The organism is Spirosoma sp. KNUC1025 (assembly GCF_045160025.1).
Taxonomy (GTDB): Bacteria; Bacteroidota; Bacteroidia; order Cytophagales; family Spirosomataceae; genus Spirosoma.
This window is the reverse complement of the sequence record NZ_CP087139.1, coordinates 2,713,916-2,740,752: the sequence shown is the minus strand read 5'-3', so window position 1 is coordinate 2,740,752 and position 26,837 is coordinate 2,713,916. Positions and strand designations below refer to the sequence as shown.

Genomic DNA, 26,837 nt, shown 5'->3' with positions numbered 1-26,837 from the left:
CAATGTTCTCAGATTTTTCGCTCAGTGAAAGAAGAAATATCCGAGTGCAATACCAGCTATCACACCGACAAAATCGGCGAACAGACCATATGGGATGGCATATCGCGAATTGCGAATCCCTGCCGAACCGAAGTATAAGGCTACGATATAAAATGTGGTATCGGCTGATCCCTGAAAGATGCAGACCAGCCGCCCGACGAATGAATCGGGGCCAAACTGTTTCATCGAATCAATCATCAGGGCGCGGGCTCCGGCTCCGCTTAGAGGCTTCATAAGCGCAACAGGTAAGGCGTCGGTAAAGTCTGTATTCATACCCGTTAAGGCAAACAGATACTTCAATCCGTCAACGAGATAATCCATGGCTCCGGCGTTTCGAAAGGCCCCAATAGCGACCAGCATCCCAACCAGGTAAGGAATAATTTTTACGGTCGTTTCAAAGCCCCCTTTTGCCCCTTCAATAAAGGTTTCGAAAATCGGTACTTTCCGACGTAGTGCGCCAAGCAGAAAGGCCACAATAATGGTCAGCAGAATCAGGTTGCCGGTCACTTTCGAGATGATTTCGATTTCCTCTTTAGGCTTCCCCGACAAATACCACAAAGCCAGACCGATGAGTGCCGTAATACCGCCCAACCAGCCTAGTACAGTACTGTTCAGCAGATTTATCCGTTGCTTAAGGGCAACAGCCACCAAGGCGATTACCGTTGTTACGTAGGTACCGATTACGCAGGGAATAAATACGTCGGACGGGTCTTTTGCGCCAAGTATAGCCCGCTGCGCCATGATGCTGAGCGGGATAATCTGCAAGCCCGATGTGTGGAGCACCAGAAACATGATCTGCGCATTCGACGCCGATTCTTTGTTTGGATTCAACTCCTGCAAACTCGCCATTGCCCGTAATCCGAACGGGGTTGCTGCGTTATCAAGGCCAAGCATATTGGCCGAAAAATTCATAATCATCTGGCCATTTGCCGGATGATTTTTAGGCACTTCAGGAAAAAGCTTATTGAAGAAAGGGCCAATGACGCGGGCTATGAGATTGATTGCTCCAGCCTTCTCTCCTACGTTCAGCAATCCCAGAAAGAACGTCATGACACCCGCCAGCGGCAAGGCGATGTCCATAACCGCTATCTTCGATGAGTCGAACAAGCCCTCAACAATGATTTTAAAGATTTCGGTGTCGCCCAGAAAAATCAGCTTGGCAAGTGCTACCAGAAACGCAATAACAAAGAAAGCAACCCAGATATAGTTTAGTGCCATACATTAACAAAGAGCGAAAGAATGAAAGAGCGAAAGAGTGAGGCTCCGCCAGCTCATTCTGTAAGGCTTGGTTAGAAATCCTGTAAGTTTACGCGAACATTTGTCTCAAACCAATTTTGATTTAACGTATCAATGCGGCCTATCTCTGTATTCGTGACTGTTTTTGCCCTCGCTTATTCATTCGCTTTTTCTCTCTTTGCCCAGACTAAGGCAGAACAGGCCATGATTAAACAGGGCCTTGTTGACGTACAGAAAATAGATCCGAGTATTCTGGTCGAACTTAAGTATTCAACAACCGACAATTTCATCGGAAAAGACGTGTATGACGATCTGACCCGAGCCTATATGCAGCCAATGGCCGCTAAGAAACTTGCCGATGCCAGCAGGTACCTGCAAACACACCATCCCGATTTGCGGCTGCTGGTCTACGATGCAGCCCGCCCTCGTGCTGCTCAATGGAAACTCTGGAATGCGCTACCGGATTTATCGGAACGCGAACGACGGAAGTACGTAGCTGATCCGCGTGAGGGGTCCATTCATAACTACGGCTGCGCGGTCGATCTGACGGTGGCAACCAAAGATGGGAAACCACTGAACATGGGCACGAAGTACGATTTTTTCGGCGTACTGGCATATCCATCGCGTGAAAATGAATTGCTGAAAGCCGGTAAATTGACTCAGCAGCAAATCGACAATCGCCACATTTTACGGACAGCCATGCGACAGGGCGGCTTCACCCCCATTGAATACGAATGGTGGCATTTCAACGCGCTATCTCGCGAGAAAGCTAAAATGGCTTTCCGCATAGTTGACTGACAACTGCCCATGTAAACCGTTGCATTATATTAGCGACATAATTAATTCTTTTGCAGCGGTTGATTTATGTCTATAAAACAATGCCGATGGGTGCTAAGTGTACTATTTTCATTCGCATTCTTCATTGAACAGGGTCATGCACAGCCTGGTGTTTCGCGGGTTTTAGTTTCTGATTCACTCCTCAGGAAACACGTCTTCACCTTATCTTCAGATAGCCTGCAGGGCCGCGCAACGGGCACGATTGGTCAATTACAAGCGGCTTTCTATTGCATCCGATCATTCAGACAAAGTCATTTACTTCCTGTTTTTCGAGTTGATTCGATTCATGCCACGTTTCGTCAGAAATTCGCCTTTACGGTTACTGAGGTAGCCCCTTTTGGTAATATGCGCACTTATGGCTCTCAATCATCAACGTACAAAAAACATGAACTAGCTCTACTACCATTGACAGGTAAAGATAGCAATCAGGTATTATTTGGCGATAACGTAGCAGGATTGTTAGTTGGGACAGACCTAAAACAGGAAATTATTGTCCTATCAGCTCACTATGATCACTTAGGAAAACTAGGCAAGCGAATTTTTCATGGTGCCGACGACAATGCATCGGGAACGGCCGCCATATTGAGCATAGCATCTGTTTTTGATAGTTTGGCCCAACAGGGTATCAGACCTCGCAGAAGTATGTTATTTGTCCTTTTTTCAGGGGAAGAGGACGGGTTACTAGGCTCTGACTATTTTATCAGGAACAGTCCTATTCCTCTGCAACAAATGAGATGCAATTTGAATGTAGATATGGTGGGCCGGACAGACTATCCACATCGAAAAAAATCAGACTATTGCTACATAATCACAGGCCCTCAGCCCCCTGGTTTGCTTCAACAGGTTGAAATGGCGAATAAGCAGTCGGTCAACGTAGCGTTGAATAATGAAGGTTATGATGTCAAAACCGATCCTAGCCAACATTTCTACCGATCTGACCATTACAACTTCTTTAAGTCAGGCGTTCCGGTTTTATTTTTCACTAGTGGTGAACATCCGGACTATCACCAACCGTCTGATACTGCCGATAAAATAAACTACTTGGTTCTACAGAAGCGCGCTACGTTAATCTTCCAAACGGCCTGGCGTATAGCAAACCCTCCCCTATAATGATTGTCAATAATGTGGCCGACTTGACGATCAAAACACCAGATTATCAATCAGCCTGACTTTACCCAGATGAGCAGCCAGACAAATCGCCGTCTGACCCGGCGCTAGTACTTCACCGGCTATCTGGAGCGTATCGGCGTTTACAATCTCAACGTACTCAAGTCGAAATGAGACCCTGTCGTTGAAAAAGCCTGTAACAGCGGCCTTTGTCTGCTCTGGCGTATAGCCTTCCGTCAGCAATTCACGCGCCATCGTCAGCGCCTGAAACAGGGAGATTGCCTGTTCGCGTTCACTAGAGGTTAAATTGCGATTTCTCGACGACATCGCCAGTCCATCAGTCTCTCGTATAGTTGGGCAACGAACCAGTTCGACCGGAAAACTCAGGTCGCGGATAAGCCGACGAATAACGGCTACCTGCTGCAAATCTTTCTGGCCGAAATACGCCCGGTCAGGTTGGATAATATTGAAAAGTTTGGCCACAACAATACCCACGCCATTGAAATGACCGGGGCGAAACGCACCTTCCATGATCGTTTCCAGCTCGCCAAAGTTTAGCCGAAGTGCCACGGGTTCAGGATACATTTCGTGAACCGAGGGCGTAAAAACAATATCGCAGCCAACCGCTTCGAGTTTCTGACAATCTTCTTCCAGCGTACGCGGATACCGAGCGAGGTCGTCGGCATTATTGAATTGAACGGGATTGACAAAGATGCTGCTGACAACCACATCATTCTCTTGCTTTGCTTTTTCGATAAGCGTAATGTGCCCTTCATGCAGGGCGCCCATCGTTGGGATCAGGCCAATTGTATGGTGTTGACGGAGTGTATTCAGGTGTTGACGCAGGCTGACAATCGTGTCGAAGCGAATCATAGTGGTTCTTTTTTTCAGGCTGCAATGATACGCGTTGAGTATCTTTTTTCGGGCAAAATGTATTGAAATATGGAAAAAAATTGCTTAATTTTGCAAGTTTTTTGGTTCACTCAGACAACACGCACTTCCCTTACTTATGAGCAAATTACGAATCCTGTACGTAGCCAGCGAAATCAATCCCTTTTTAAAAACATCTGATGTCGCTGACTTCGTCCGCAAACTGCCGCAGGCCATGCAGGAGCGGGGGATGGAAATCCGAATTCTGGTACCACGTTTTGGATTGATTAACGAACGTAAAAACCGGTTGCACGAAGTAGTAAGGTTATCGGGTATCAACATTGCCGTTGGCGATGATGAAAAGCCCCTGATTATTAAGGTCGCTTCGATTCCAACAGCGAAATTGCAGGTTTATTTTATTGACAATGAAGACTACTTCCAGCGAAAATATGTCTTTCATGACAAGGAAAATCGATTCTACGACGACAACGACGAACGGGCTATTTTCTTCTGCAAAGGCGTTTTAGAAACCGTCAAGAAACTAGGCTGGGCACCCGATATTGTTCACTGCAACGACTGGATGACGGCTCTGATTCCACTTTATCTGAAAACGACCTATAAAAACGACCCGATGTTCAAAGACACTAAGTCGGTTTTCACGGTCTACAACAATTCGTTTGAGCACCGTTTTGAGGGCGATATTATCGAAAAGGCCCGTATGATGGATATTGACGACGAGATGCTTTCCGAGCTAAAGACGGCTGATTTTCAGGGATTTATTCGTATTGGCTCGGCCTATGCAGATGCGGTCGTTCGGGCAGAAGAAGAATCGAGCGAAAGTCTGAACGCTATTTTGAATGATTTGCCGGAACACAAGTTTGATGCGGTCGAAGATGAGGACGTAACAGATCGTTACTACAATCTTTATACGCAGTTGATGGGGTAACATGTTTATCTGCCCTGGCCAGTGGTTAATGTAACCGGTACGTACAATTTTTAGAAAAGTTGTTAAGTCAACTGAGTAAATAGCCGGGAATTCCCGGCTATTTGCTTTTACTTTACTTTACAAAAACAGAAAAACGTAAGTGTGAACATGTACTAACCCAAAAAGATAACTGTAACTATGTGTGGAATTGTAGCATATGTCGGGCACCGTGAAGCATGCCCGCTTGTCATAAAGGGACTGAAGCGTCTTGAGTATAGAGGGTACGATAGTGCTGGCGTAGCTTTAATGAATGGGCATGGCCTGAAGGTTTTTAAGAAAAAAGGGAAAGTAGTCGCTCTGGAGCATGAATTGGAGGGTAAAGAAACCCACGCAACCATCGGCATGGGCCATACCCGCTGGGCTACGCATGGCGAACCAAACGACGTAAACGCGCACCCTCACTACTCGTTTCACCGCAAACTGGCGATTATTCACAACGGCATCATCGAGAACTATGCCGCTATCAAGCAGGCTTTGCTCAAAAAAGGGCATACGTTCACCAGCGAAACCGATACAGAAGTACTAGGCCAGTTCATTGAGGATATTTGGGAAAACCAGGGCGGTACGCTAGAGGATGCCGTTCGACTGGCCTTGCAAGAGGTAGTGGGTGCCTACGCCATCGTGATTATGAACGAAACCGATCCGACACAGTTGATTGCTGCCCGCAAAGGCTCACCGCTGGTCATTGGCGTTGGTGAGAATGAGTTCTTTCTGGCATCGGATGCTACGCCTATTGTCGAATACACAAAAGACGTCATCTACCTGAACGATTACGAAATTGCCGTCATTAAAGATGGTGCTCTGAAAGTTATTACGCTCGACAATACGACGACGACGCCCTACGTCCACAAAATTGAACTTGAGCTGGAAGCCATTGAGAAAGGTGGGTTCGATCACTTCATGCTCAAAGAAATTTTTGAACAGCCGCGTTCTATTGCCGATTCGATGCGTGGCCGGGTTCAGGTCGATGCCGGAACGCTACAGCTTGGCGGGTTACGTGATTACCTGGATAAGCTGGCGAAATCGAAGCGCATCGTTATTGTCGGCTGTGGTACGTCGTGGCATGCCGGGCTGGTGGCTGAGTATATTTTTGAAGAGCTTGCCCGAATTCCGGTAGAAGTTGAGTATGCATCGGAATTCCGGTATCGCAATCCGATCATTAAGGAAGGTGATATTGTGATTGCTATTTCGCAGTCGGGTGAAACAGCCGATACGCTGGCCGCTATTGAGCTGGCGAAATCGAAAGGAGCCACCATTTTTGGCGTTTGTAACGTAGTTGGGTCATCCATTGCGCGAGCCACCGATGCCGGGGCATATACACACGCAGGGCCCGAAATTGGGGTAGCCAGTACAAAAGCCTTTACGGCGCAGGTAACCGTACTGACGCTGATGGCGCTAGCTGCAGCCAAACGGAAAGGCACAATTTCCGACTCGCTATTCCGGCTGTTACTGGCCGAACTGGAAAGCATTCCCGCCAAAGTCGAAAAGGTATTACAGGCAGCCGACAAGATTAAGGAAATAGCGTACATCTTCACGTATGCCCGCAATTTTATTTATCTAGGCCGTGGATTGAACTTCCCTGTCGCTCTGGAGGGGGCTTTGAAGTTAAAAGAGATCAGCTATATCCATGCTGAAGGTTATCCGGCCGCCGAAATGAAACACGGCCCGATTGCCCTGATCGACGAAGATATGCCTGTGGTTGTTATTGCAACAAAAGACAGTTCTTACGAAAAGGTTGTCTCGAACATTCAGGAAGTAAAAGCCCGCAAAGGCCGGGTTATTGCCATCACGACTGAGGGCGATACGCACTTGCCGAGCATGGTCGACTTCACCATCGAGATTCCCAAAGTACACGAAGTTCTGATGCCACTAGTATCGGTTGTGCCCCTGCAGCTACTGGCCTATGATATCGCCGTAATGCGTGGTCGCAACGTAGACCAGCCTCGAAATCTGGCTAAATCAGTAACGGTGGAATAAACGCCCAACGTACCAACTTCCCGAAGGCTTCAAAACCTTCTGGAAGTTCAGTTTCTTATTTGTCGCCCGGGTGATACGTCTTTTCAACGTGTTGCTGTACATCTTCCGGATAGAACCAGACGTCTTTAAACTTCCCTTCGCAATACAACGGTGACTGATCGGTAAAATGCTGGGTGCCGGGTCTGCTGCTTTGCCCACCCGTCACGACTGAACGGGCTTTCACTCTCTTACCAAACTCTACTACGGCCACAAAACTGTTCCCCACGTACCCGTATCGTTTTTTTGTATTAGGGGCTGTACGAGCGCCGTAAGCCGCCAGTGAGCCCCAGGCCGATGGGGTAAACCCAACGGGTATACTGGGCTTCTGATCGTCATACGTCTCCTGAATTTTTCCGGTCAGGCGCTGGTAACGGTTAATATCGCCCCAGGGCGTTTTCCACGTACCGAAGTCGCGCGTCAGGTCAGCCAGCACCTCATTCAGGGCAGTTACTTTTTCCTGTGGCGTGGTTTTGTTGATGACAAAGTCAGTAAAACTCAAAAAATCGAGCTGAAGGTTCGCAGGAACCCGGCTGCGGGCCAATCTCTGAATTTTTTCGCCCCAGAAAATACCCAGGGTCGTCCCAACGGAGGTAGTACCATAGCATCGATTCCAGTCTCTCAGCACCTGAATAGCTTCCAGCAGATCGTTGGACTTATTAGCTCCCTCACCCATAACCGTTTGATAAGCAGTCAGCAAAGCAGGAATTAAGTCATCAAAACCAGCCAGGTGTGGATCGTTAGCTGCGGCAATTAACGTATCGAGAGTAAACATGCGTTTCTGACTGAGCACCCGGACGGCGTTGATACCCCGGTAATTTTCGGCATCCGGCGCCATATAAGTCGGATACTGGTTTTTTGCCGGACTGCTGCTTCCAGATACGGTAAATGGGGTTGAATTACAATTCTGAATCCACCCACTGGCCGGGTTGTGTACCTGCACCAGTTCATCAACTCCGTGTAGTCCTTTCCAGGCCGTTTCGGGATTGCTCCCATCCACGGGCTGACTCCAGTCGAATTTGGGAGCACGTTTTGGCATGAAATTGCCGTGCCAGTACGCTATGTTTCCGTCGCGATCTGCAAAAACAGTATTGTTCGACGCATTCCCGTTCAGCCTCATAACGTCTTTATAACTCGCATATCCCTTTGCCTTTGTCCGTAAGTACGACTGCTCCAAGGCCTCCAGGGGCGTATTCATCATGCTGACCGCCATCCATTTGCCATCTTTCTCACCAACTACAGGCCCATGCTGCGTCCAGAACATGGTAAATTCTTTGTATTGAATTCCAGTCCCTGACTTATACGGCAACCGTATGGTTTCGGTACGTACCGGTTTGAGCGCATTGCCGTAGCGATAAAACAGCTTATTATCTTTCTTCTCGATGATTTCCAGAAATTCATCCATTGAGTCGGCACCGCTGGAGGTATGCATCCAGCCGCAGTATTCGTTAAACCCCTGATAAATAAAGAACTGCCCCCACGTAACGGCACCATATGCATTCAATCCGGTTTGGCTAACAAGATGTACCTCTGACCGGAAATAGAACGACGTATGCGGGTTAATCAGCAGCATTGCATTTTTCGTCGCACTTTTGGCGGGTGCAATGGCAAATCCATTCGAGCCAACGGGTTCACGCTCGTACTTGTCGAAATCATTAACCGACGTGAATTTAGTATGCTCATAAAATGCCTTCAGACGTTCTGTCGAAACAACGCTGATATTTCCCCCAATGCTGCCTTCACTAAAAAGCAGCGGCATCCAGGGTTGAAAGCGCTTTAGTAGTTTCGGTTTGACATCTGGGTGCGTATAGAGGTAATAATTAGTTCCATCGGCGAACGCATCCAGCAGTTTTTTCATCCAGGCCGGGCTTTTTTTATAAATAGCCACTGCCCGCGTTGTGTCCAGAAAAAGGCGTGCCCGCAAATCATGATACAGCGCACTTTCTCCTTCCACTTCGGCCATTCGGCCTATAGCATCAATGTAATTTTCTTCAACGCGGGCAAAATCATCTTCACACTGCGTAAACAATACGCCGAAAACGACATCTGCATCCGTTTTACCGTAAATGTGTGGAACTCCCCACGTATCACGCGTGATGGTAATCTGTTTTGCCTGCTGCTGCCATCGAGCAATTTCGGATTGGCTGAACGGTTGAGCACCAACGGACGCAACCCATAGGCTGCTACAAAAAACGATGATCAAGCGGATAAATGATAGCTGAGAGTAGCTCATTGATGAATAAGGGAAAACTGACGTATTTACTGGCAAAAATAGGGTTTCCCTATAGTGTTGCACATAGAAATTAGTAAATACGTTTTTTGCGCTCCAGATGAAGGGATGGATAAACAAATTTGAAAACCTTTTACCCCGGCCTGCCAGCAATGGCTGCTTCTTAAAATGGCAGCAAAATGACTTATTTAAGGTGGATTTTGTTGAGATTAGCCCTTTGTTATCAGCACTTTATTACGTATATTTACTTCCCCAATTTTCCAACTGACAACCATACTAATGCGTCAGATTTCGGTTCCAAAACCTTTCTGACAACTCAATCCGAATGAAAAAAGGACGCTCGAATCCGAACCAACTCCAGATTGATTTTCTGGCCGCTTTCCGTCAGATGCTCGTTAGCCTCGGCAGTCCCGAAAACCTGCCCGTTAATGAAAATCTATTTATGCGTATGACGGATCAGTGGGAAAACACCCGCGCCATTCCCGCCAATCTTCTGTTTCAGAAAAGCCCGGTTGAAGCCGTTGTTTTTCGGCTTCAGAAAACGGACGACCGGCTGCGCTTCCCCGATGAGTTCATCGCGGGCGAAATTCGGGGTGAACAGGGCCTGACCGGTTTTTCGGCCAAATTCCGGGAGCAAGGCTGGGTCATTCTGCCATCGGAGTTGTCGGCCATGTATAAGAATCTATTTTTGAATATTCTGGCGGCTTCCATTGGCCTGGAATACCTTTATCCATCGCGGAAGGAATTGCTGGCCGAAGCTGAGCGCACAGCACTGGCAGCTATGCTTCCCGAGGCAGAAATACGTAAGTTTTTTGGGTTAAGGCTGTCGCGTTTTCCCGATAGTTTCCGCAGTGAAGTATCCAATTACTTCAACCTACCCTTCGATTACGTTCTTAAACGGGCAAACCACCTGGGTATGGTGTCGGAACAAGTTATTGAAGAAGCGAATCAACAATCAGTACGTTCGACCATTCTTCGTCGACCGCAAAGTAGCCGAGCCGCGTAGGCCAGGTTGCTTACCTTATATCCATTCATTCTATCCATCTCAACGGGCTAAGTACTCATTACTTAGTCCGTTTTTTTTGACTTTAATCAACAGGCTGCTAAAAGCGGCATCCATTAAATCGCTATATGATAGCGACTAAGCTGCATCTGAGAATTGCAATTTTTAGATTTTTCCACGATTAGTTAGTCATTAATCAACAATCTCAATAGACTTAGCTTATTTTTTCTGGTAATATTTGGAAGTCCCGATAAGATGCTGCTGTTTTGCAAACCCTATAAATTCAATAGACTTAAACTACTAATAGTCTATCTACAACCGGGAGTATAGGGAGTATACAACTGTTCATGCAGACAACTGATTCTTTACCTCTTCTGCGGTTTTAAATTTTTTGTCTTATTCCGTGGAGAAGCCATCACAATTACACAAACATTATCAGGAATGAAATCAATTTTAACGGTTATTTTTCTACTAACCATTCTATTTATCCCCTCTCTTCTATCTGCTCAAAATGCCCCTGTTATTAATTCGACAGTATCAGGAAAAGTTATTGACGCGCGTACCAAAGAACTATTAATTGGGGCTACTGTAACAATCAAAGGAACCACGAATGGCAGCCCAACGGATATTAACGGACAATTCAATCTGCTCACCGGCCAGAAGCTCCCCTTCACTGTTGTTGTTTCGTTCGTCGGCTATCAGACTAAAGAAACAGTCATAAGCGATAATAACGTAGAAATTCAGCTGGAAGAGAGCACCAACCAGTTGGATGACGTAGTGATTACGTCCCGGCGCCGTGCGGAATCAGCCCAGGATGTACCCATCCCGATCTCCATTGTAAGTGGTACCCGTGCCGAGGATGCTGGCGCTTTCAACGTGAACCGGCTGAAGGAACTGGTACCAAGTGTTCAGTTGTATGCTTCAAATGCCAGAAACACTACGCTTAACATTCGCGGGCTAGGCTCTACGTATGGTTTAACAAACGATGGTATCGATCCGGGTGTTGGATTTTATGTAGATGGTGTTTATTATGCCCGACCGGCCGCTACAGCCCTCGATTTCATCGATATTGAACAAGTGGAAGTGCTGAGAGGCCCCCAGGGTACGTTATATGGTAAAAACACAACGGCTGGCGCCTTTAACATCACGACGCGCCCGGCCGGTTTTACACCAAGCGGAAGTTTTGAGCTGAGTTATGGTAACTACGGATTTATCCAGGCCAAGGCATCTCTCACGGGTCCGCTGAGCAACAAACTTGCTGCGAGGGTGTCCTTTACGGGTACACAACGAAACGGTACGTTTTATAACGTTCATACCCAACTTCCAATCAATGACATCAACAACATTGGTGTGCGGGGCCAACTCTTGTACACGCCAAATGATAATGTCAAAATTACCCTGATCGGCGATGTTTCTGAGCAAAAACCAAATGGGTATGGCTGGCCTGTAGCCGGAGTTGTTCCAACCAAACGGGCCGCCTATCGCCAGTTCAACGCCATCATTGCCGATTTGAATTACAAACTCCCCTACTCAAGCGCGTTTGAGCGGATTGTTGACCTTGATACGCCCTCAAAAGCTGATAACTACCTTGGTGGGGTATCATTGAATGCTGATATCAAAATTGGCAACGGTACGTTAACCTCCACAACTGCCTGGCGTCACTGGAGATGGACTCCGCTGAATGACCGCGACTATATCGGGTTACCCGTCTTTACGATTTCTTCGGGCAACTCAGTTCATGAGCAATGGTCGCAGGAAATCCGGTACTCAGGCAAAATTTCGCCCCGATTAAGTGGCGTTGTTGGCTTATTTGGTCTTTGGCAGGATTTGAAATCTGATCCCGTACAGACCGAAGAAGCTGGTTCTGCGCAATGGCGTTTCGCCCAAAGCTCTACGAGCGCTCTTTGGAAAACTCCGGGCTTATTCGATAACTTCGGTATTCGTACTACCAACAGAATCAAGAGCACAGGGTTAGCCGCCTTTGGTCAGCTTGACTGGGCCATAACCGATAAATTTCATGTTTTGCCCGGCATCCGGTATAACTATGACAAGAAGGTAGCCAATTATAAACGTGAAACATACGGAGGACTGCAAACGACCGATCCCGCTTTAATAGCCTTAAAGAATGGGGTGTATACCAATCAGGCGTTTGATACGGACGTATCGGAAGACAATTTTTCCGGACAGGTTACCCTACAATACAGAGCGGGAAGGGCAATCAACGCCTTTGGAACATATGCTATAAGCTATAAACCCGTCGGGGTTAATATTGGTGGATTACCAACGGCCAACGGGCAAGTACTGCTTGACTTAGCCAGAGTGAAACCCGAGTCTGTAAACCACGTCGAGTTTGGTATAAAAACGAAACCATCTCCCAACTCGACCCTGAATCTGATCGTTTACAACACAGATATCAAAGACTTTCAGACACAGGTACAAACGCCTGAGCCAGGCGTGAACAGAGGCTATCTGGCCAACGCCGAGAAGGTTCGGGTAATGGGGGTTGAGGTAGACGGAAATATACGGATTACGGATCACCTAACCCTTAACGGAGCTTTTGCTTACACGGATGGTAAGTACGTGTCCTTTAAAAATGCACCGGTCCCACTCGAAGAAACGGGTGGAGAGCAAGCTTTCAAAGACATTTCAGGTGGTGTACTTCCGGGAATTTCTAAATGGTCGGGTTCAGTAGGCGGTGAGGCAACCTTCAGAGGAAAGTTCATTAGTTTGAAAGGAAATTACTTTTTTGGCCTGGATGCCTTTTATCGCTCCTCGTTTTCATCGAGTCCGTCTCCTTCCCAGTACTTAAATATCGACGGGTATTCGCTAATAAACGGTCGGCTTGGTTTTAGAGCTTCAAACGGAATTTCGGCTTTTATATGGGGCAGAAATCTGTTCAATACGAACTACTATGAGCAGCTATTGGCCGCTCCGGGAAGTGCCGGACATTATGCCGGAATTGTAGGTGATCCCCGTACGTATGGCGTTACGTTACGTTACACTTTCTAACTTCGGTTTGTTCACTCAGGGCTCAATAACGTACTCTTAGACGTCAGTTGAAAAAGTACGTTGTTGGGCACTAATTTATCAAAAGCGCGCTAGGTAAACCTTTTGCGCTTTTCTAATTTATCAAAAGCTGTTGTTGTTAAATTTACTTAACAACAACAGCTTTTGTAGTTTTACGCACTAGTACAGCTTTATCGGGCCACCGTTTGCTCGACAAAAGCCCACTCTTATCAGTCCAACTATGAAGTTTTTTACCGTTTGTACAGTGCTAACCTTACTCTGTATCACGACCAGCTGGGCCCAGCTTAACCTGGCTGGCATCGTGACCGATGAGAAGGGCCAGCCTCTGGAGGGCGCTATAATTATTATTCGTGGTACCAGCAAAGGAACGCTATCGCAAGCCAACGGCCAATTTGCTTTCCGGTCTACAGAATCGCTACCGATAACGCTTACCGTCTCATTTATCGGGCATTACCAGCAGAATGTTATTGTCAGAGGAAATAATTTCCGCAATATCATCGTTCGGCTGACCGCCGAGAAGCTATTAACCGATCAAACAGCGGTAGGCGTCAGCCGGGTACCAGAGGATATTCAGAAAGCAGCCTTGACGGTTGAAAAACTTGGGGTACAATCTTTTCAGGAGTCACCATCACTCAGCCCATTCGATGCGCTGCAGAACGTAACCGGTGTTGATTTTCTAACGCAAAGCCTGGCGTTTAAATCGGTTAGTACCCGTGGATTTGGGTCTACCAACAATAGTCGCTTTCTGCAACTTACCGATGGCATGGATAATCGCTCACCGGGCTTAGGTTCTGGATTTGGCAACGTAGCGGGCCTGCCCGATCTGGATATAGAAAGTATTGAACTGGTTCCAGGTGCATCGTCGGCTTTGTACGGACCAGACGCCATGCAGGGGCTGATGCTGACAACAAGCAAAAATCCATTTACGTATCAGGGACTGAGTGCTCAGGTAAAAGTAGGTGTCAACAACGTAGGGAAAGCTGGTTTCGGGCCAAAAAGCTACACAGATTTATCCGTTCGGTACGCCAAAGAACTGAGTGATCGGTTGGCTGTCAAGGTTAGTTTTCAGCATATAGGAGCCACTGATTTTATCGCTGATGACTATAGTGACCGTTCAACAAGCGCCCGATCCAGCTTTTTTCTGACCGATGCCAGCCGGGGTGGCATTGCAACGGGTATTGGCTATCTGCCGAATAACAACGCCAACACCAATTTTGAGTACGATGGCGTAAACGTTTACGGCGACGATGTTAATGGGGGTGGTGCTTTTCGGTTTCCTGACAATTACGCGAACGTGCTGCTGAGCAAAAAATTGGTAACACGGAATGGTTATACGGAATTGGATGTACTCGGTAATAACGGTAAAGTGTTCAACAACCGGGCTAACGTATCGCTGCATTATAAGCTTTCTGGCAACCTTGAAGCTTCACTTGGCTGGTATTACGGAAACGGAAATTTCATTCGAGCCAACAATTACCGAGAATATTTCCCCGATTATCAACGGCATCAGATCAAGGCAGAACTGCGGGGCAAAAACTTCTTTTTACGCGCCTACACTACGCAGCAAAACGCCGATGGCTGGAGTATAGGCCAGACAGCAACTGCCGTAAATAATACCTGGAAATCGCTTAATCAGTGGGCGGTAGAGTTTGGGCAGGCCTACGTAGAAACGAAAGTTAGTGTTGGACTCGCCCGTACCGAAGCCGACCGGAATCGTTATCTGCCCGGCAGCAACTCGTTCAATACCATACGAGACGCCTACGCAAATACGTATAACACTGATTTTATACCCGGTTCAACAACTGCCCGTGGCCGACGCTTTCGCGATGATTCGCAACTATGGCACTACGAGGGTATGTATGCATTCAAAAACCTGTTTCAACTAGCGGATGTAGTAGCGGGGGCCAGTTGGCGCCATTACGCCCTCGAATCTGTCGGTACGCTGTTTGCACGGCAACCGGATGGGCAGGAGTACACCATCAACGAGCTTGGGGCTTACCTAGAAGCATCCAGAGAACTGGCTCTGAATAACCTAACGATCAAACCAACTGTAGCTGTTCGATACGATAAAAATCAGTATTTGAAAGGAGGTCTGACACCCCGCTTTTCGGCAACAGTCGGCTACGGAGTGCATCATCTACGTGCATCCTGGCAAACAGCTTTTCACAATCCTACCCCCGAACAGCTACTTGCAGCTCCTATTGTGGGCGCAGGTGGGCAGGTGGGCGGATTACCCGTTACGTACAACGGTACCGGTTTAGGTAGTAATCCAGGCTATTTGCAAACAGATGCAGTCCTGTATCAGGCAAACCCGCAGTCGGTTCAACTTCCACAGCCTTATCCAATTGATCCAAACCGGTTCACAACCGAGAAGCTATCTACTTGGGAAATTGGCTACAAAACACTGATTAAGAACAAGCTTTACGTTGATGCGTTTTACTTTGCCAGTAGCTACACGGATCTGTTGACCACGCAAACCCTGTATCAGTTAGTAACGCCGGGCACCAGCGCGACTGCCTTAATAAGCTCCACTAATTATCGTATACTTCAGGTAAATGTTAACAGCCCCAACCAGGTTTATGTACGTGGCGCTGGCGTTGATCTGGAATATGGTCTGGGTGATGGGTTCACGTTACGGGGTAATTACACGCATCAGACGGGTTTGGTAACGCTTCGCGACGAACAGGGTGCTATTCGTAATGATCTGGCTGGGGCACCTGTCGTCAAGCGGAAAATGAGTAATCCTGAAGTAGTGCAGTTAGGACGAAATTACTTCAATTCGCCTGAAAATCGATATACGATTTCCTTGAGCAACCCGCGCCTTACAGACCATTTGGGCGCCACCATTTCCTACCGATGGACTGACAAAATGTGGTATGAACAGGGCATCACAGCCGGCGATGTCTGGCTACCCGCCTGGTCAAGTTTAGACGCCCAGGTTTCTTATAAGCTCCCCGTCCTCAAATCTGTAATTAAACTTGGGGGAACAAATATTCTAAATCAATACATCGCGCAAGGATACGGGTTGGCACAAATCGGCGGCCTTTACTACGTAAGTATTACATTCGATGAGTTAATGCGGTAAATTATGCCTTAACTTATTTCATAAAAAAACCGCCCCAGTCAGTATTGACTGGGGCGGTTTCATTTTATTCGAGTAGTTCGACGTGCTTAAACCGTCGCCCGTTTTTTGGTGCGGGCAAACTGTTCGCGCGACTCGGTAATTGTTTCCAGCTCTTCCTTCGAACCGACAATCGCGTTTTGGTAACGACGAATGCCTGTACCTGCCGGAATGAGGTGACCAACAATAACGTTTTCTTTCAAGCCTTCGAGCGTATCACGCTTACCGCGGATCGACGCTTCGCTCAGCACTTTCGTGGTTTCCTGGAAGGAAGCCGCTGAGATGAAGCTGTCGGTACCTAACGATGCCTGAGTAATACCCATCAGCGTTGGTTGCGATACAGCAGCCATCGCATCACGAACCGTTACCAGCGCCAGATCACGACGTTTCAGACTTGAGTTTTCGTCACGAAGCTGACGGCTCGTCACGATCATACCCGGTTTGAAATTGGTCGAATCACCAGCGTCCATAACTACTTTCGCATCAAGGACTTTATCGTTTTCCTCACGGAATAACCACTTGTCGACAACCTGGCCTTCGAGGAAGTTGGTATCACCTGAGTCGATGATTTCAACTTTCTGCATCATCTGCCGAACAATGGCTTCAATGTGCTTATCGTTGATTTTCACCCCTTGCAGGCGGTATACTTCCTGAATTTCATTTACCAGATACTCCTGAACAGCCGTTGGCCCTTTGATCGCCAGAATGTCGCTTGGTGTTATAGCACCATCCGACAGCGGAGCACCAGCCCGTACGAAGTCATTATCCTGAACGAGGATGAACTTCGACAACGGTACGAGGTATTTCTTCTTCGTGCCGTCTTTCGACTCGATGAAGATCTCGCGGTTACCCCGTTTGATAGCGCCATACGTAACGACCCCATCGATTTCACTCACAACAGCCGGGTTCGACGGGTTACGCGCTTCGAATAATTCCGTTACCCGTGGCAAACCACCCGTGATGTCACGCGTTTTACCAACGTTACGTGGAATTTTCGCCAGCGGCTGGCCCGCTTTGATTTTCTGACCTGGTTTTACAACCAGACGCGATCCAACCGGCAGGTTATAGCTCTTTTGAAGCGGTCCGCCATCGTTGTCAGGCAAGTGGAGCGTCAAGGTCGTTGTGCCTTGTACTACAATGGCTGGGTTCTTCGCTTTATCGCGGCTCTCGATGATTACCATCTCCTGGAAGCCCGTCTGTTCGTCGAACTCTTCACGGTAGGTAATACCATCTTCAATCGCGTCAAAGGTCAGCGTACCCGTCAGTTCCGACAGGATTACGGCGTTATAGGGGTCCCAGGCGCAGATGTCGTCGCCTTTCTTCACTACATCACCTTCTTTCACCCGCAGGAATGCGCCGTATGGTACGTTGTTGCTGATTAGCACCTGGCTACGGTCGTCAGGGTTCACGATTCGGACTTCGCCCGAACGACCCATTACAACCGTTTGAGCGTTGCCTTCAGCATCTTCCGATTCAACTGTCCGCATTTCTTCAAACTCAATCAGACCGTCGAATTTCGCCTTGATCGAGGCATCAACAGCAATGTTCGAAGCCGTACCACCCACGTGGAAGGTACGTAACGTCAGCTGTGTGCCTGGCTCACCGATTGACTGCGAAGCAATAACGCCTACAGCTTCACCGATGTCGACCATGCGGCCCGATGCCAGGTTACGACCGTAGCATTTGGCACAAACGCCCTGCCGTGATTCGCAAGTCAGTACCGAACGGATTTCAACCATTTCGATGCTGGTTTCGTCGATCTGAGCAGCTACGTCTTCCGTAATCAATTCGCCGGAAGCGATAATCAATTCTTTCGAGAGCGGATCATAAATATCGTGAACCGTTGTACGGCCAAGAATCCGTTCAGACAGTGGCTCAACGATGTCTTCGTTATCTTTCAGTGCCGAAACCTGCAGACCGCGCAGCGTACCGCAATCGTCTTCGCTGATGATAACATCCTGTGCTACGTCGTGCAGACGGCGGGTCAGGTAACCAGCATCAGCCGTTTTCAGCGCTGTATCGGCCAGACCTTTCCGGGCACCGTGCGTCGAGATAAAGTACTCCAATACGTCAAGACCTTCTTTGAAGTTCGACAAGATCGGGTTTTCAATGATCTCACCCACAGAGCCTTGCAGGTTTTTCTGCGGCTTAGCCATCAGTCCACGCATACCACCCAACTGACGAATTTGCTCACGGGAACCGCGGGCGCCCGAGTGCATCATCATATAGATGGAGTTGAATCCACCCTGATCAGCCTCAAGTTGCTTCATCAGCGTCTCGGTCAGACGGGAGTTTACGCGCGTCCAGATATCGATAACCTGGTTGTAGCGTTCGTTCTCCGTAATCAGACCCATCAGGTAGTTATCCCAAACGCCCTGTACTTCCGCTTTCGCTTCTTCAACAAGACCTTGTTTGGCTTCAGGAATCATGACGTCGCTCAGACCGATGGACAGACCACCTCTAAACGCCATCTGGAATCCAAGTTCTTTGATTTCGTCAAGGAATTGAGCCGTCCGGGCACCACCTGAAATTTTGAAGATAAGGGCAATAATCTGTTGCAGCTTTTTCTTCGTCAGCAGTTCGTTGATATAACCAACTTCTTCAGGGACAGCCTGGTTGAACAACAACCGACCGGCAACCGTATCAATTACTTTATAAACCATCTCGCCACTTTCGTCGCGGACTTTCACCCGGCACTTAATGTTGGCGTGCTTGGAAATCTTGCCTTCGTTGATACCGATAATTACTTCTTCGGCACCGTAGAACGTCATTCCCTCACCCGCTACCGGATAATTTGGTAAACTCTTACGACCTTTCGTTACGTAATAAAGGCCCAACACCATGTCCTGCGATGGTACCGTAATCGGCGCACCGTTGGCAGGGTTCAGAATGTTGTGTGACGCCAGCATCAGCAATGACGCTTCCAGGATAGCCTCCTGGCCAAGTGGTACGTGAACGGCCATCTGGTCACCATCAAAGTCAGCGTTAAACGCTGTACAAACGAGTGGGTGCAACTGGATAGCCTTTCCTTCTATCAGCTTTGGCTGGAATGCCTGAATACCCAACCGGTGCAGCGTTGGAGCCCGGTTCAGCAGAACAGGGTGGCCTTTCAGTACGTTTTCCAGAATATCCCAGATAACAGGGTCTTTCCGGTCAACGATTTTCTTAGCCGATTTTACCGTTTTCACGATACCCCGCTCAATGAGTTTCCGAATAACGAACGGCTTGAACAACTCAGCTGCCATATCTTTCGGCAACCCGCACTCATGCAATTTAAGTTCAGGACCTACCACAATAACCGAACGACCCGAGTAGTCAACACGCTTACCGAGCAGGTTCTGCCGGAAACGGCCCTGCTTACCTTTCAGCATGTCGGAGAGCGACTTCAGCGCACGGTTACCTTCCGAACGAACGGCGTTTACTTTACGTGAGTTGTCGAATAGCGAATCGACGGCTTCCTGCAGCATCCGCTTTTCATTCCGCAGAATAACTTCAGGCGCTTTGATTTCGATAAGGCGCTTCAGACGGTTGTTCCGAATGATAACCCGACGATATAAATCGTTCAGGTCAGACGTAGCAAACCGGCCACCATCCAGAGGGACAAGCGGACGCAATTCGGGTGGAATTACCGGTACCATTTTGATCACCATCCACTCAGGACGGTTCTCAATACGGCCGTTCGCTTCGCGGAATGCCTCTACTACTTTCAAACGCTTCAGAGCCTCAGCCTTACGTTGCTGTGAGGTGTCGGTTGCTGCCGCGTGGCGAAGTTGATACGAGAGTTCGTCTAATTCCAGACGAGACAACAACATTTCCAGCGCTTCAGCCCCCATCTTGGCGATGAATTTGTTCGGGTCTTTGTCGTCGAGATGCTGGTTGCTGCTCGGCAGTTTGTCAATAATGTCAAGATACTCATCCTCCGTCAGGAAGTCGAGTTGGTTGATTCCGTCTTCGGCCTTCACACCAGGCTGAACTACTACGTACCGTTCGTAGTAAATAACCTGATCGAGTTTCTTGGTCGAAAGACCCAACAGGTACCCAATTTTGTTTGGCAGACTACGGAAATACCAGATATGCGCTACAGGCACCACCAGTTCGATGTGGCCCATGCGCTCCCGGCGAACCTTTTTCTCGGTTACCTCTACCCCGCAGCGATCGCAGATAATGCCTTTATAGCGAATCCGCTTGTACTTACCGCAATGACACTCCCAGTCCTTTACAGGCCCAAAGATGCGCTCACAGAATAAGCCGCCCATTTCGGGTTTGTAGGTCCGGTAATTAATGGTCTCCGGCTGTGTCACTTCGCCGTAGGAACTCTCCAAAATAGACTCCGGCGATGCCAGGCTAATCGTTACGCTGGCAAAGTCGCTGTTGAGTTTTTTGTTCTTTTTGAACGACATTGGTTGGAGATTAATAGTTAAATGGAATAAAGGGAGGAAGGAGGAGCGGGAGGATGGGATCGGGGACTATTAGTTCTCCTCTTCCTTCCTCCTTTTCTTCCCTTCTCCTTACTCTAATGTAATTTCGAGAGCAAGACCGCGCAGCTCGTGAACGAGTACGTTGAATGACTCCGGAATATTCGGTTTCGGCAGATTTTCACCTTTTACAATGGCTTCATATGCTTTCGCACGACCAACTACGTCATCGGATTTTACGGTCAGGATTTCCTGCAGGATGTTCGATGCCCCAAAGGCTTCCAACGCCCACACTTCCATCTCGCCAAACCGCTGACCACCAAACTGTGCTTTACCACCCAGCGGCTGCTGCGTAATGAGCGAGTAAGGTCCAATTGAACGGGCGTGCATTTTATCGTCTACCAGGTGACCCAGTTTGAGCATATAAATAATGCCGACCGTAACAGGTTGGTCGAAACGATCTCCTGTCAATCCGTTGTAGATGTAGGTCCGACCGAACGAAGGCAATCCAGCTTCGTCTAGTTCGTCGGCCACCTGCTGTTCCGTTGCTCCGTCAAAAATTGGCGTTGCATATTTACGGCTCAGTTTCTGACCAGCCCAGGCCAATACAGTTTCATAGATCTGACCAAGGTTCATCCGGGATGGTACGCCCAACGGGTTCAGTACGATGTCGACCGGCGTTCCATCTTCCAGGAATGGCATGTCTTCATCGCGAACGATCCGGGCAACAACCCCTTTGTTTCCGTGACGTCCAGCCATTTTATCACCTACTTTCAGCTTACGCTTCTTGGCGATATAAACTTTGGCTAGTTTCACGATACCTGCTGGCAGTTCATCGCCCACTTCGAGCGTAAACCGTTCACGTTTGAACCGACCCGTAATTTCACTCCGGCGGTTGTTGTAGTTTTTCACTAACGAAACAACCATCTCGTTCAATTTCTCGTCGTCTGTCCAATCGTTTAGATTCAGGTCAGCGAGGAGGTTTACTTCTTCCGGAACAGCGTAGCCACTTTCGTCGCGATACGCGTTTTTGTCAGGGAACAGGTTGTCCGTGATATTTTTCCGGTTGAACTTCACGCCCTTGCTTACAATTTCGTCGCCGAATTTGTGCTTAACACCGGCGCTGGTTTTACCCTCCAGCAACGACACTGTTTTTTCGATCATACGGGCACGGAAATCGTTCAATTCCCGACCGTATTTTTTCATCAGTGCTTTTACGTCATCTTTATGCTTACCACGCTCTTCTTTGGCAGGACGGGCAAACAATTTCGTATCGATAACTACACCTTTCAACGATGGTGGTGCTTTCTTCGAAGCATCTTTCACGTCACCGGCTTTATCACCGAAGATGGCACGTAGCAGTTTTTCTTCTGGAGTCGGATCACTTTCACCTTTTGGTGTGATCTTACCAATCAGAATATCACCTTCTTTTACCTCTGTACCAACACGAACGATACCGTTTTCATCAAGGTTACGAACGGTTTCTTCCGATACGTTCGGGATTTCGGAAGTTAATTCCTCCTCACCACGTTTTGTATCCCGTACTTCCAGTTCGAACTCTTCAATGTGAATCGAGGTGAAAATATCTTCGCGAACAACACGCTCAGAAATTACGATAGCATCCTCGAAGTTGTACCCCTGCCATGGCATGAACGCCACTTTCATGTTCCGACCCAGGGCCAGTTCACCAGCCTGAGTTGCATACCCTTCGCAAAGAACATCGCCTTTCTTCACCTTCTGACCTTTCAGGACGGTCGGCTTAAGGTTGATGCACGTGTCTTGGTTAGTCCGACGGAATTTGATTAGGTTGTACGTTTTCTGATCTTCATCGAACGTAACGGCTAACTGATCGTCGTCAAGATTGTATTTTACGACGATCTTGGTCGAATCGACAAATTCAATTACACCGTCTGCTTCGGCAATAACCAGCGTCCGAGAGTCAACAGCCACACGCCCTTCCAATCCTGTACCAACAATTGGCGCTTCAGGACGGAGCAGCGGTACTGCCTGACGTTGCATGTTCGAACCCATCAGGGCCCGGTTAGCATCGTCATGCTCAAGGAACGGAATCATGGAAGCAGCTACCGACACAATCTGGTTTGGTGCAATATCCATGAAGGTTACGTTCGAAGGCTCAGCCATTGGGAAGTCACCTTCAAAACGAGCTTTCAGCCGATCAACCTGGAAGTTACCTTTTGCATCGATGCCAGCATTGGCCTGAGCAATGTAGTGGGTATCTTCTTCTTCAGCTGTCAGGTACATCACAGGCTTATCCATAGACACCTTACCGTTTTCAATAATCCGGTATGGCGTTTCGATAAAGCCCATGCTGTTTATTTTAGCATAAACACAAAGGGATGAAATCAGACCGATGTTTGGACCTTCCGGAGTTTCGATGGTACACAACCGACCGTAGTGCGTATAGTGTACGTCGCGAACTTCGAAACCTGCCCGTTCGCGTGATAAACCACCCGGTCCCAGCGCTGACATCCGACGCTTGTGCGTTACTTCAGCCAGTGGGTTGGTTTGGTCCATAAACTGCGACAGCTGGTTCGTACCAAAGAACGAGTTAATTACTGACGAAAGCGTCCGGGCATTGATCAGGTCAACGGGCTTGAAATCCTCGTTATCCCGAACGTTCATCCGTTCTTTAATCGTCCGCGCCATACGAGCCAGACCAACGCCGAACTGAGCGTACAGTTGCTCGCCTACAGTACGTACACGACGGTTGCTGAGGTGGTCAATATCATCGACAACGGCCTTCGAGTTAATCAGACCAATCAGGTACTTCACGATCGATACAATATCTTCCGTAGTCAGTACTTTCATGTCTGACGATATATCGAGACCAAGTTTTTTATTGATCCGGTACCGGCCTACATCGCCCAAATCATAACGCTTATCGGAGAAGAACAGGCTCTGAATAATTTCCCGAGCTGTCTGCTCATCCGGCGCATCCGCGTTACGTAACTGCCGATAGATTTGCTCAACAGCCTCTTTTTCGGAGTTCGAGCTATCTTTCTGCAGCGTATTATAAATAATGTTGTAGTCGGCCATGTTCATGTCTTCCTTGTGCAGGATAACCGACTTCTGGCCAGAGTCTGTAATGACATCAATATCATCAACCGTAATAACGGAATCGCGCTCCAGGAGCACTTCGTTCCGGCTAATAGAAACTACTTCACCTGTATCCTCATCTACGAAGTCTTCCGTCCATGTCCGCAGAACCCGAGCCGCCAGCCGACGACCGGCCGCTTTTTTCAGGTTCGCCGGTGTTGCCGGAATCTCTTCTGACAGACCAAACAGATCCAGAATATCTTTATCTGAACCGAATCCGATGGCACGTAGCAGCGTTGTTACCGGGAATTTCTTTTTCCGGTCGATGTACGCATACATGACATTGTTTACGTCCGTCGAGAACTCAATCCATGACCCTTTGAATGGAATAATCCGAGCCGAATAAAGCTTGGTACCATTGGTGTGTTTGCTCATAGAGAAAAACACACCCGGTGAACGGTGCAATTGCGAAACAATTACCCGCTCGGCGCCATTTATCACAAATGAGCCCTTTTCTGTCATATACGGAATGTTACCCAGAAACACCTCCTGCTCGATCGTTTCGAAATCCTCGTTATCAGGATCACTGTTCGACAGGCGCAGTTTAGCTTTCAGAGGCACCGAATACGTCAGGCCACGGTCAATGGATTCGTCAACCGAATATTTCGGCGGATCGACGGAATAGTCAATGAACTCAAGCGTGAAATTCTCGCGCGAGTCCGAAATGGGGAAATTTTCCTGAAAAACCTTGAATAACCCTTCTTCCGACCGTTGGTTGGAAGGCGTATCAAGCTGGAAAAAATCTTTGAAGGATTTTACTTGAATATCCAGAAAGTCAGGATATCCAATGACTGGCTGAATCGTCGCAAAATTTTTGCGCGTACTGATTTTCGCGTTTGTCGCCAAGATTGTGCTTCGTTTAGTGCGTAACCGATTCTTAATGAGCGCGTTGCGAAGATTTGCCACGGCGCTCGAACTAAGTGGCTATATTAGACCCCGGGCGTCACCCGACCAAGGGGCGTAAATAGACAACATAAGGCATTAAAAATAAGTTTGTCTTTTGCAAGAGCTTAGACAAAAAGTCTCCAAACAGGAAAAGACCAGACGTTGGTCTGGCCTCCCCTATCTGGAGTAATATGCGAATAAGCGGCAGCTTACTTGACTTCTACTTCAGCGCCAGCTTCTTCAAGTTGCTTCCGTAGTGCTTCGGCTTCGTCTTTCGCAACGCCTTCTTTCACTGGTTTTGGAGCACCATCAACTAATTCTTTAGCTTCTTTCAGGCCCAGACCGGTCAAATCTTTCACCAGTTTGACGACAGCCAGTTTAGCAGCACCAGCTGATTTCAGGATAACATCGAATGATGTTTTCTCGGCTACAGCTGGAGCAGCGTCGCCACCACCTGCAGCACCACCAGCTACCATTACGGGAGCGGCAGCAGCTGGCTCAATGCCATACTCATCCTTCAGGATAGTAGCCAGTTCGTTAACTTCTTTAACTGTCAGGCTTACAAGCTGCTCCGCGAACGCTTTCAAATCTGCCATTGTAGTATTTTCTTAATTTGATTGTGATACAATATGTTAGTAACACGGACATCTTGTCCGCATATAATTTGCCGGAAAAAGAGCGGACATCATGTCCGCGATACAGCTAAGCTGCTTCCTCGCGCTCCGACAACGTTTTGAGGATACCGGCCAGCTTGTTGCCACCACTTTGCAATGCCGAAATGACATTTTTCGCAGGGGATTGCAGCAGTCCGATAATTTCGCCGATCAGCTCTTCTTTGCTCTTCAGTGCGATGAGCGTATCAAGTTGATCTGCACCGATAAATAGGCTATAATCAATTGAAGCAGCCTTCAATTCCAGCTTTTTGCTCGTTTTACGGAACTCTTTGATAAGCTGTGCTGGCGCTTTGCCATTGTCAGGGTGAAACATCACCGCTGACTGACCGTGCAGCACCGTTTCGTTGAACGGAGTAAAATCCGTTTCCAAGGGCTCAAGTGCTTTTTTGATGAAGCTATTCTTCACCACTTTGTACTCGATTCCCCGCTCAAAACACATCCGACGTAACGTATTGACTTCAGCAACCGTCATGCCATTAGCTTCCGTGATGTAGAAGAAGGGAATCGTCTGAAATTTATCAGTCAATTCCTCAATAATTGCTCCTTTTTCTTCGCGTTTCATGGCTTAAACACCGGCTACTGTGCCTTTATCAATCGTTACCCCCGGACTCATCGTGCTCGACAGGTTAATCGTTTTCACGTACGTACCTTTGGCCGATGAAGGCTTCAGTCTCAATAGCGTGCTAATGATTTCCTGCGCGTTTTCAGCCAGTTTATCTGGCGTAAACGATACTTTACCAATACTGGTGTGAATAGCTCCCTGCTTATCGACTTTAAAGTCGATTTTACCGGCTTTCACCTCACGAACAGCCTTACCAACTTCCGGCGTTACCGTACCCGATTTCGGGTTTGGCATCAAACCGCGTGGACCTAAAATTTTACCCAGACGACCAACTTTAGCCATAACATTCGGCATCGTGATAATCACGTCAACGTCTGTCCAGCCTTGTTCAATCTTCTGAATGTAATCATCCAGGCCTACGTAATCGGCACCAGCCTCTTTCGCTTCGTTCTCCTTGTCCGGGGTGCAAAGCACCAGTACGCGAACCGTTTTCCCCGTACCATGCGGCAACGTAGCAACGCCACGAACCATCTGGTCGGCTTTACGCGGATCAACGCCTAACCGAACGTCAATATCCACAGAAGCATCAAACTTCGTGTACGAAATCTCCTTTAGAATCTCAGCTGCCTGCTGGAGTGAGTATTCTTTGGAAGCGTCGTATTTTGATTTAGCTTCTTTTTGTTTTTTCGTTAACTTAGCCATCTCTGTTTTTGCTT

The 26,837-nt window shown here is 48.0% G+C and carries 15 protein-coding genes; 7 read left to right on the top strand and 8 right to left on the bottom strand.

Features of this window, described 5'->3' with window-relative positions; genetic code table 11:
* Window positions 1-21: 21 nt before the first annotated feature.
* Entirely contained in the window at window positions 22-1,257 is a 1,236-nt protein-coding gene (locus tag LN737_RS11850) for a nucleoside recognition domain-containing protein (RefSeq protein ID WP_405519064.1), read from the bottom strand.
* Between the two features lie 132 nt (window positions 1,258-1,389).
* Between LN737_RS11850 and LN737_RS11845 the strand changes: the two genes are divergently transcribed.
* Entirely contained in the window at window positions 1,390-2,073 is a 684-nt protein-coding gene (locus LN737_RS11845; protein WP_405519062.1) for a M15 family metallopeptidase, read from the top strand.
* 66 nt (window positions 2,074-2,139) lie between these two features.
* Window positions 2,140-3,222: a M28 family metallopeptidase gene (locus tag LN737_RS11840; protein WP_405519061.1), complete on the top strand. Its 1,083-nt coding sequence runs from the start codon at window positions 2,140-2,142 to the stop codon at window positions 3,220-3,222.
* 30 nt (window positions 3,223-3,252) lie between these two features.
* Here the strand turns inward: LN737_RS11840 and panC are convergent, their stop codons facing one another.
* A complete protein-coding gene (gene panC, locus LN737_RS11835; protein WP_405519059.1) occupies window positions 3,253-4,092 on the bottom strand; it encodes a pantoate--beta-alanine ligase in 840 nt (279 codons plus the stop codon).
* A gap of 136 nt (window positions 4,093-4,228) precedes the next feature.
* Here panC and LN737_RS11830 point away from each other — a divergent pair, with 136 nt between their 5' ends.
* Both LN737_RS11830 and glmS read left to right on the top strand, forming a co-directional pair.
* Window positions 4,229-5,035 carry a glycogen/starch synthase gene (locus LN737_RS11830; protein ID WP_405519057.1) on the top strand — a complete coding sequence of 269 codons (807 nt, stop codon included), beginning with the start codon at window positions 4,229-4,231 and terminating at the stop codon, window positions 5,033-5,035.
* Between the two features lie 177 nt (window positions 5,036-5,212).
* Entirely contained in the window at window positions 5,213-7,051 is a 1,839-nt protein-coding gene (gene glmS / locus LN737_RS11825; protein WP_405519055.1) for a glutamine--fructose-6-phosphate transaminase (isomerizing), read from the top strand.
* 55 nt (window positions 7,052-7,106) lie between these two features.
* Here the strand turns inward: glmS and LN737_RS11820 are convergent, their stop codons facing one another.
* Entirely contained in the window at window positions 7,107-9,320 is a 2,214-nt protein-coding gene (locus tag LN737_RS11820; protein WP_405519053.1) for a penicillin acylase family protein, read from the bottom strand.
* A gap of 322 nt (window positions 9,321-9,642) precedes the next feature.
* Here LN737_RS11820 and LN737_RS11815 point away from each other — a divergent pair, with 322 nt between their 5' ends.
* From LN737_RS11815 to LN737_RS11805, 3 genes are all read left to right on the top strand, one after another.
* Entirely contained in the window at window positions 9,643-10,323 is a 681-nt protein-coding gene (locus tag LN737_RS11815; protein ID WP_405519051.1) for a hypothetical protein, read from the top strand.
* A 438-nt stretch (window positions 10,324-10,761) separates the two neighbouring features.
* The gene (locus tag LN737_RS11810; protein WP_405519049.1) at window positions 10,762-13,329 is read left to right on the top strand and encodes a TonB-dependent receptor; all 2,568 of its coding nucleotides are present in this window, start codon (window positions 10,762-10,764) and stop codon (window positions 13,327-13,329) included.
* A gap of 238 nt (window positions 13,330-13,567) precedes the next feature.
* Window positions 13,568-16,432 carry a TonB-dependent receptor plug domain-containing protein gene (locus tag LN737_RS11805; RefSeq protein ID WP_405519048.1) on the top strand — a complete coding sequence of 955 codons (2,865 nt, stop codon included), beginning with the start codon at window positions 13,568-13,570 and terminating at the stop codon, window positions 16,430-16,432.
* A gap of 86 nt (window positions 16,433-16,518) precedes the next feature.
* On the opposite strand, the gene rpoC is transcribed toward LN737_RS11805, so the two are convergent.
* The 5 genes from rpoC to rplA form a co-directional block, all read right to left on the bottom strand.
* Window positions 16,519-20,868 (bottom strand): DNA-directed RNA polymerase subunit beta', encoded by a 4,350-nt coding sequence (gene rpoC, locus LN737_RS11800; RefSeq protein WP_405519046.1) that lies wholly within the window; start codon window positions 20,866-20,868, stop codon window positions 16,519-16,521.
* A gap of 108 nt (window positions 20,869-20,976) precedes the next feature.
* Entirely contained in the window at window positions 20,977-24,846 is a 3,870-nt protein-coding gene (gene rpoB, locus LN737_RS11795; protein WP_405520380.1) for a DNA-directed RNA polymerase subunit beta, read from the bottom strand.
* 248 nt (window positions 24,847-25,094) lie between these two features.
* Window positions 25,095-25,481, bottom strand: a complete 387-nt coding sequence (gene rplL / locus LN737_RS11790; RefSeq protein ID WP_405519044.1) for a 50S ribosomal protein L7/L12 — start codon at window positions 25,479-25,481, stop codon at window positions 25,095-25,097.
* A gap of 106 nt (window positions 25,482-25,587) precedes the next feature.
* Entirely contained in the window at window positions 25,588-26,121 is a 534-nt protein-coding gene (gene rplJ, locus LN737_RS11785) for a 50S ribosomal protein L10 (RefSeq protein WP_405519042.1), read from the bottom strand.
* A 3-nt stretch (window positions 26,122-26,124) separates the two neighbouring features.
* Window positions 26,125-26,823 (bottom strand): 50S ribosomal protein L1, encoded by a 699-nt coding sequence (gene rplA, locus LN737_RS11780; RefSeq protein ID WP_405519040.1) that lies wholly within the window; start codon window positions 26,821-26,823, stop codon window positions 26,125-26,127.
* Between the last annotated feature and the right edge of the window lie 14 nt (window positions 26,824-26,837).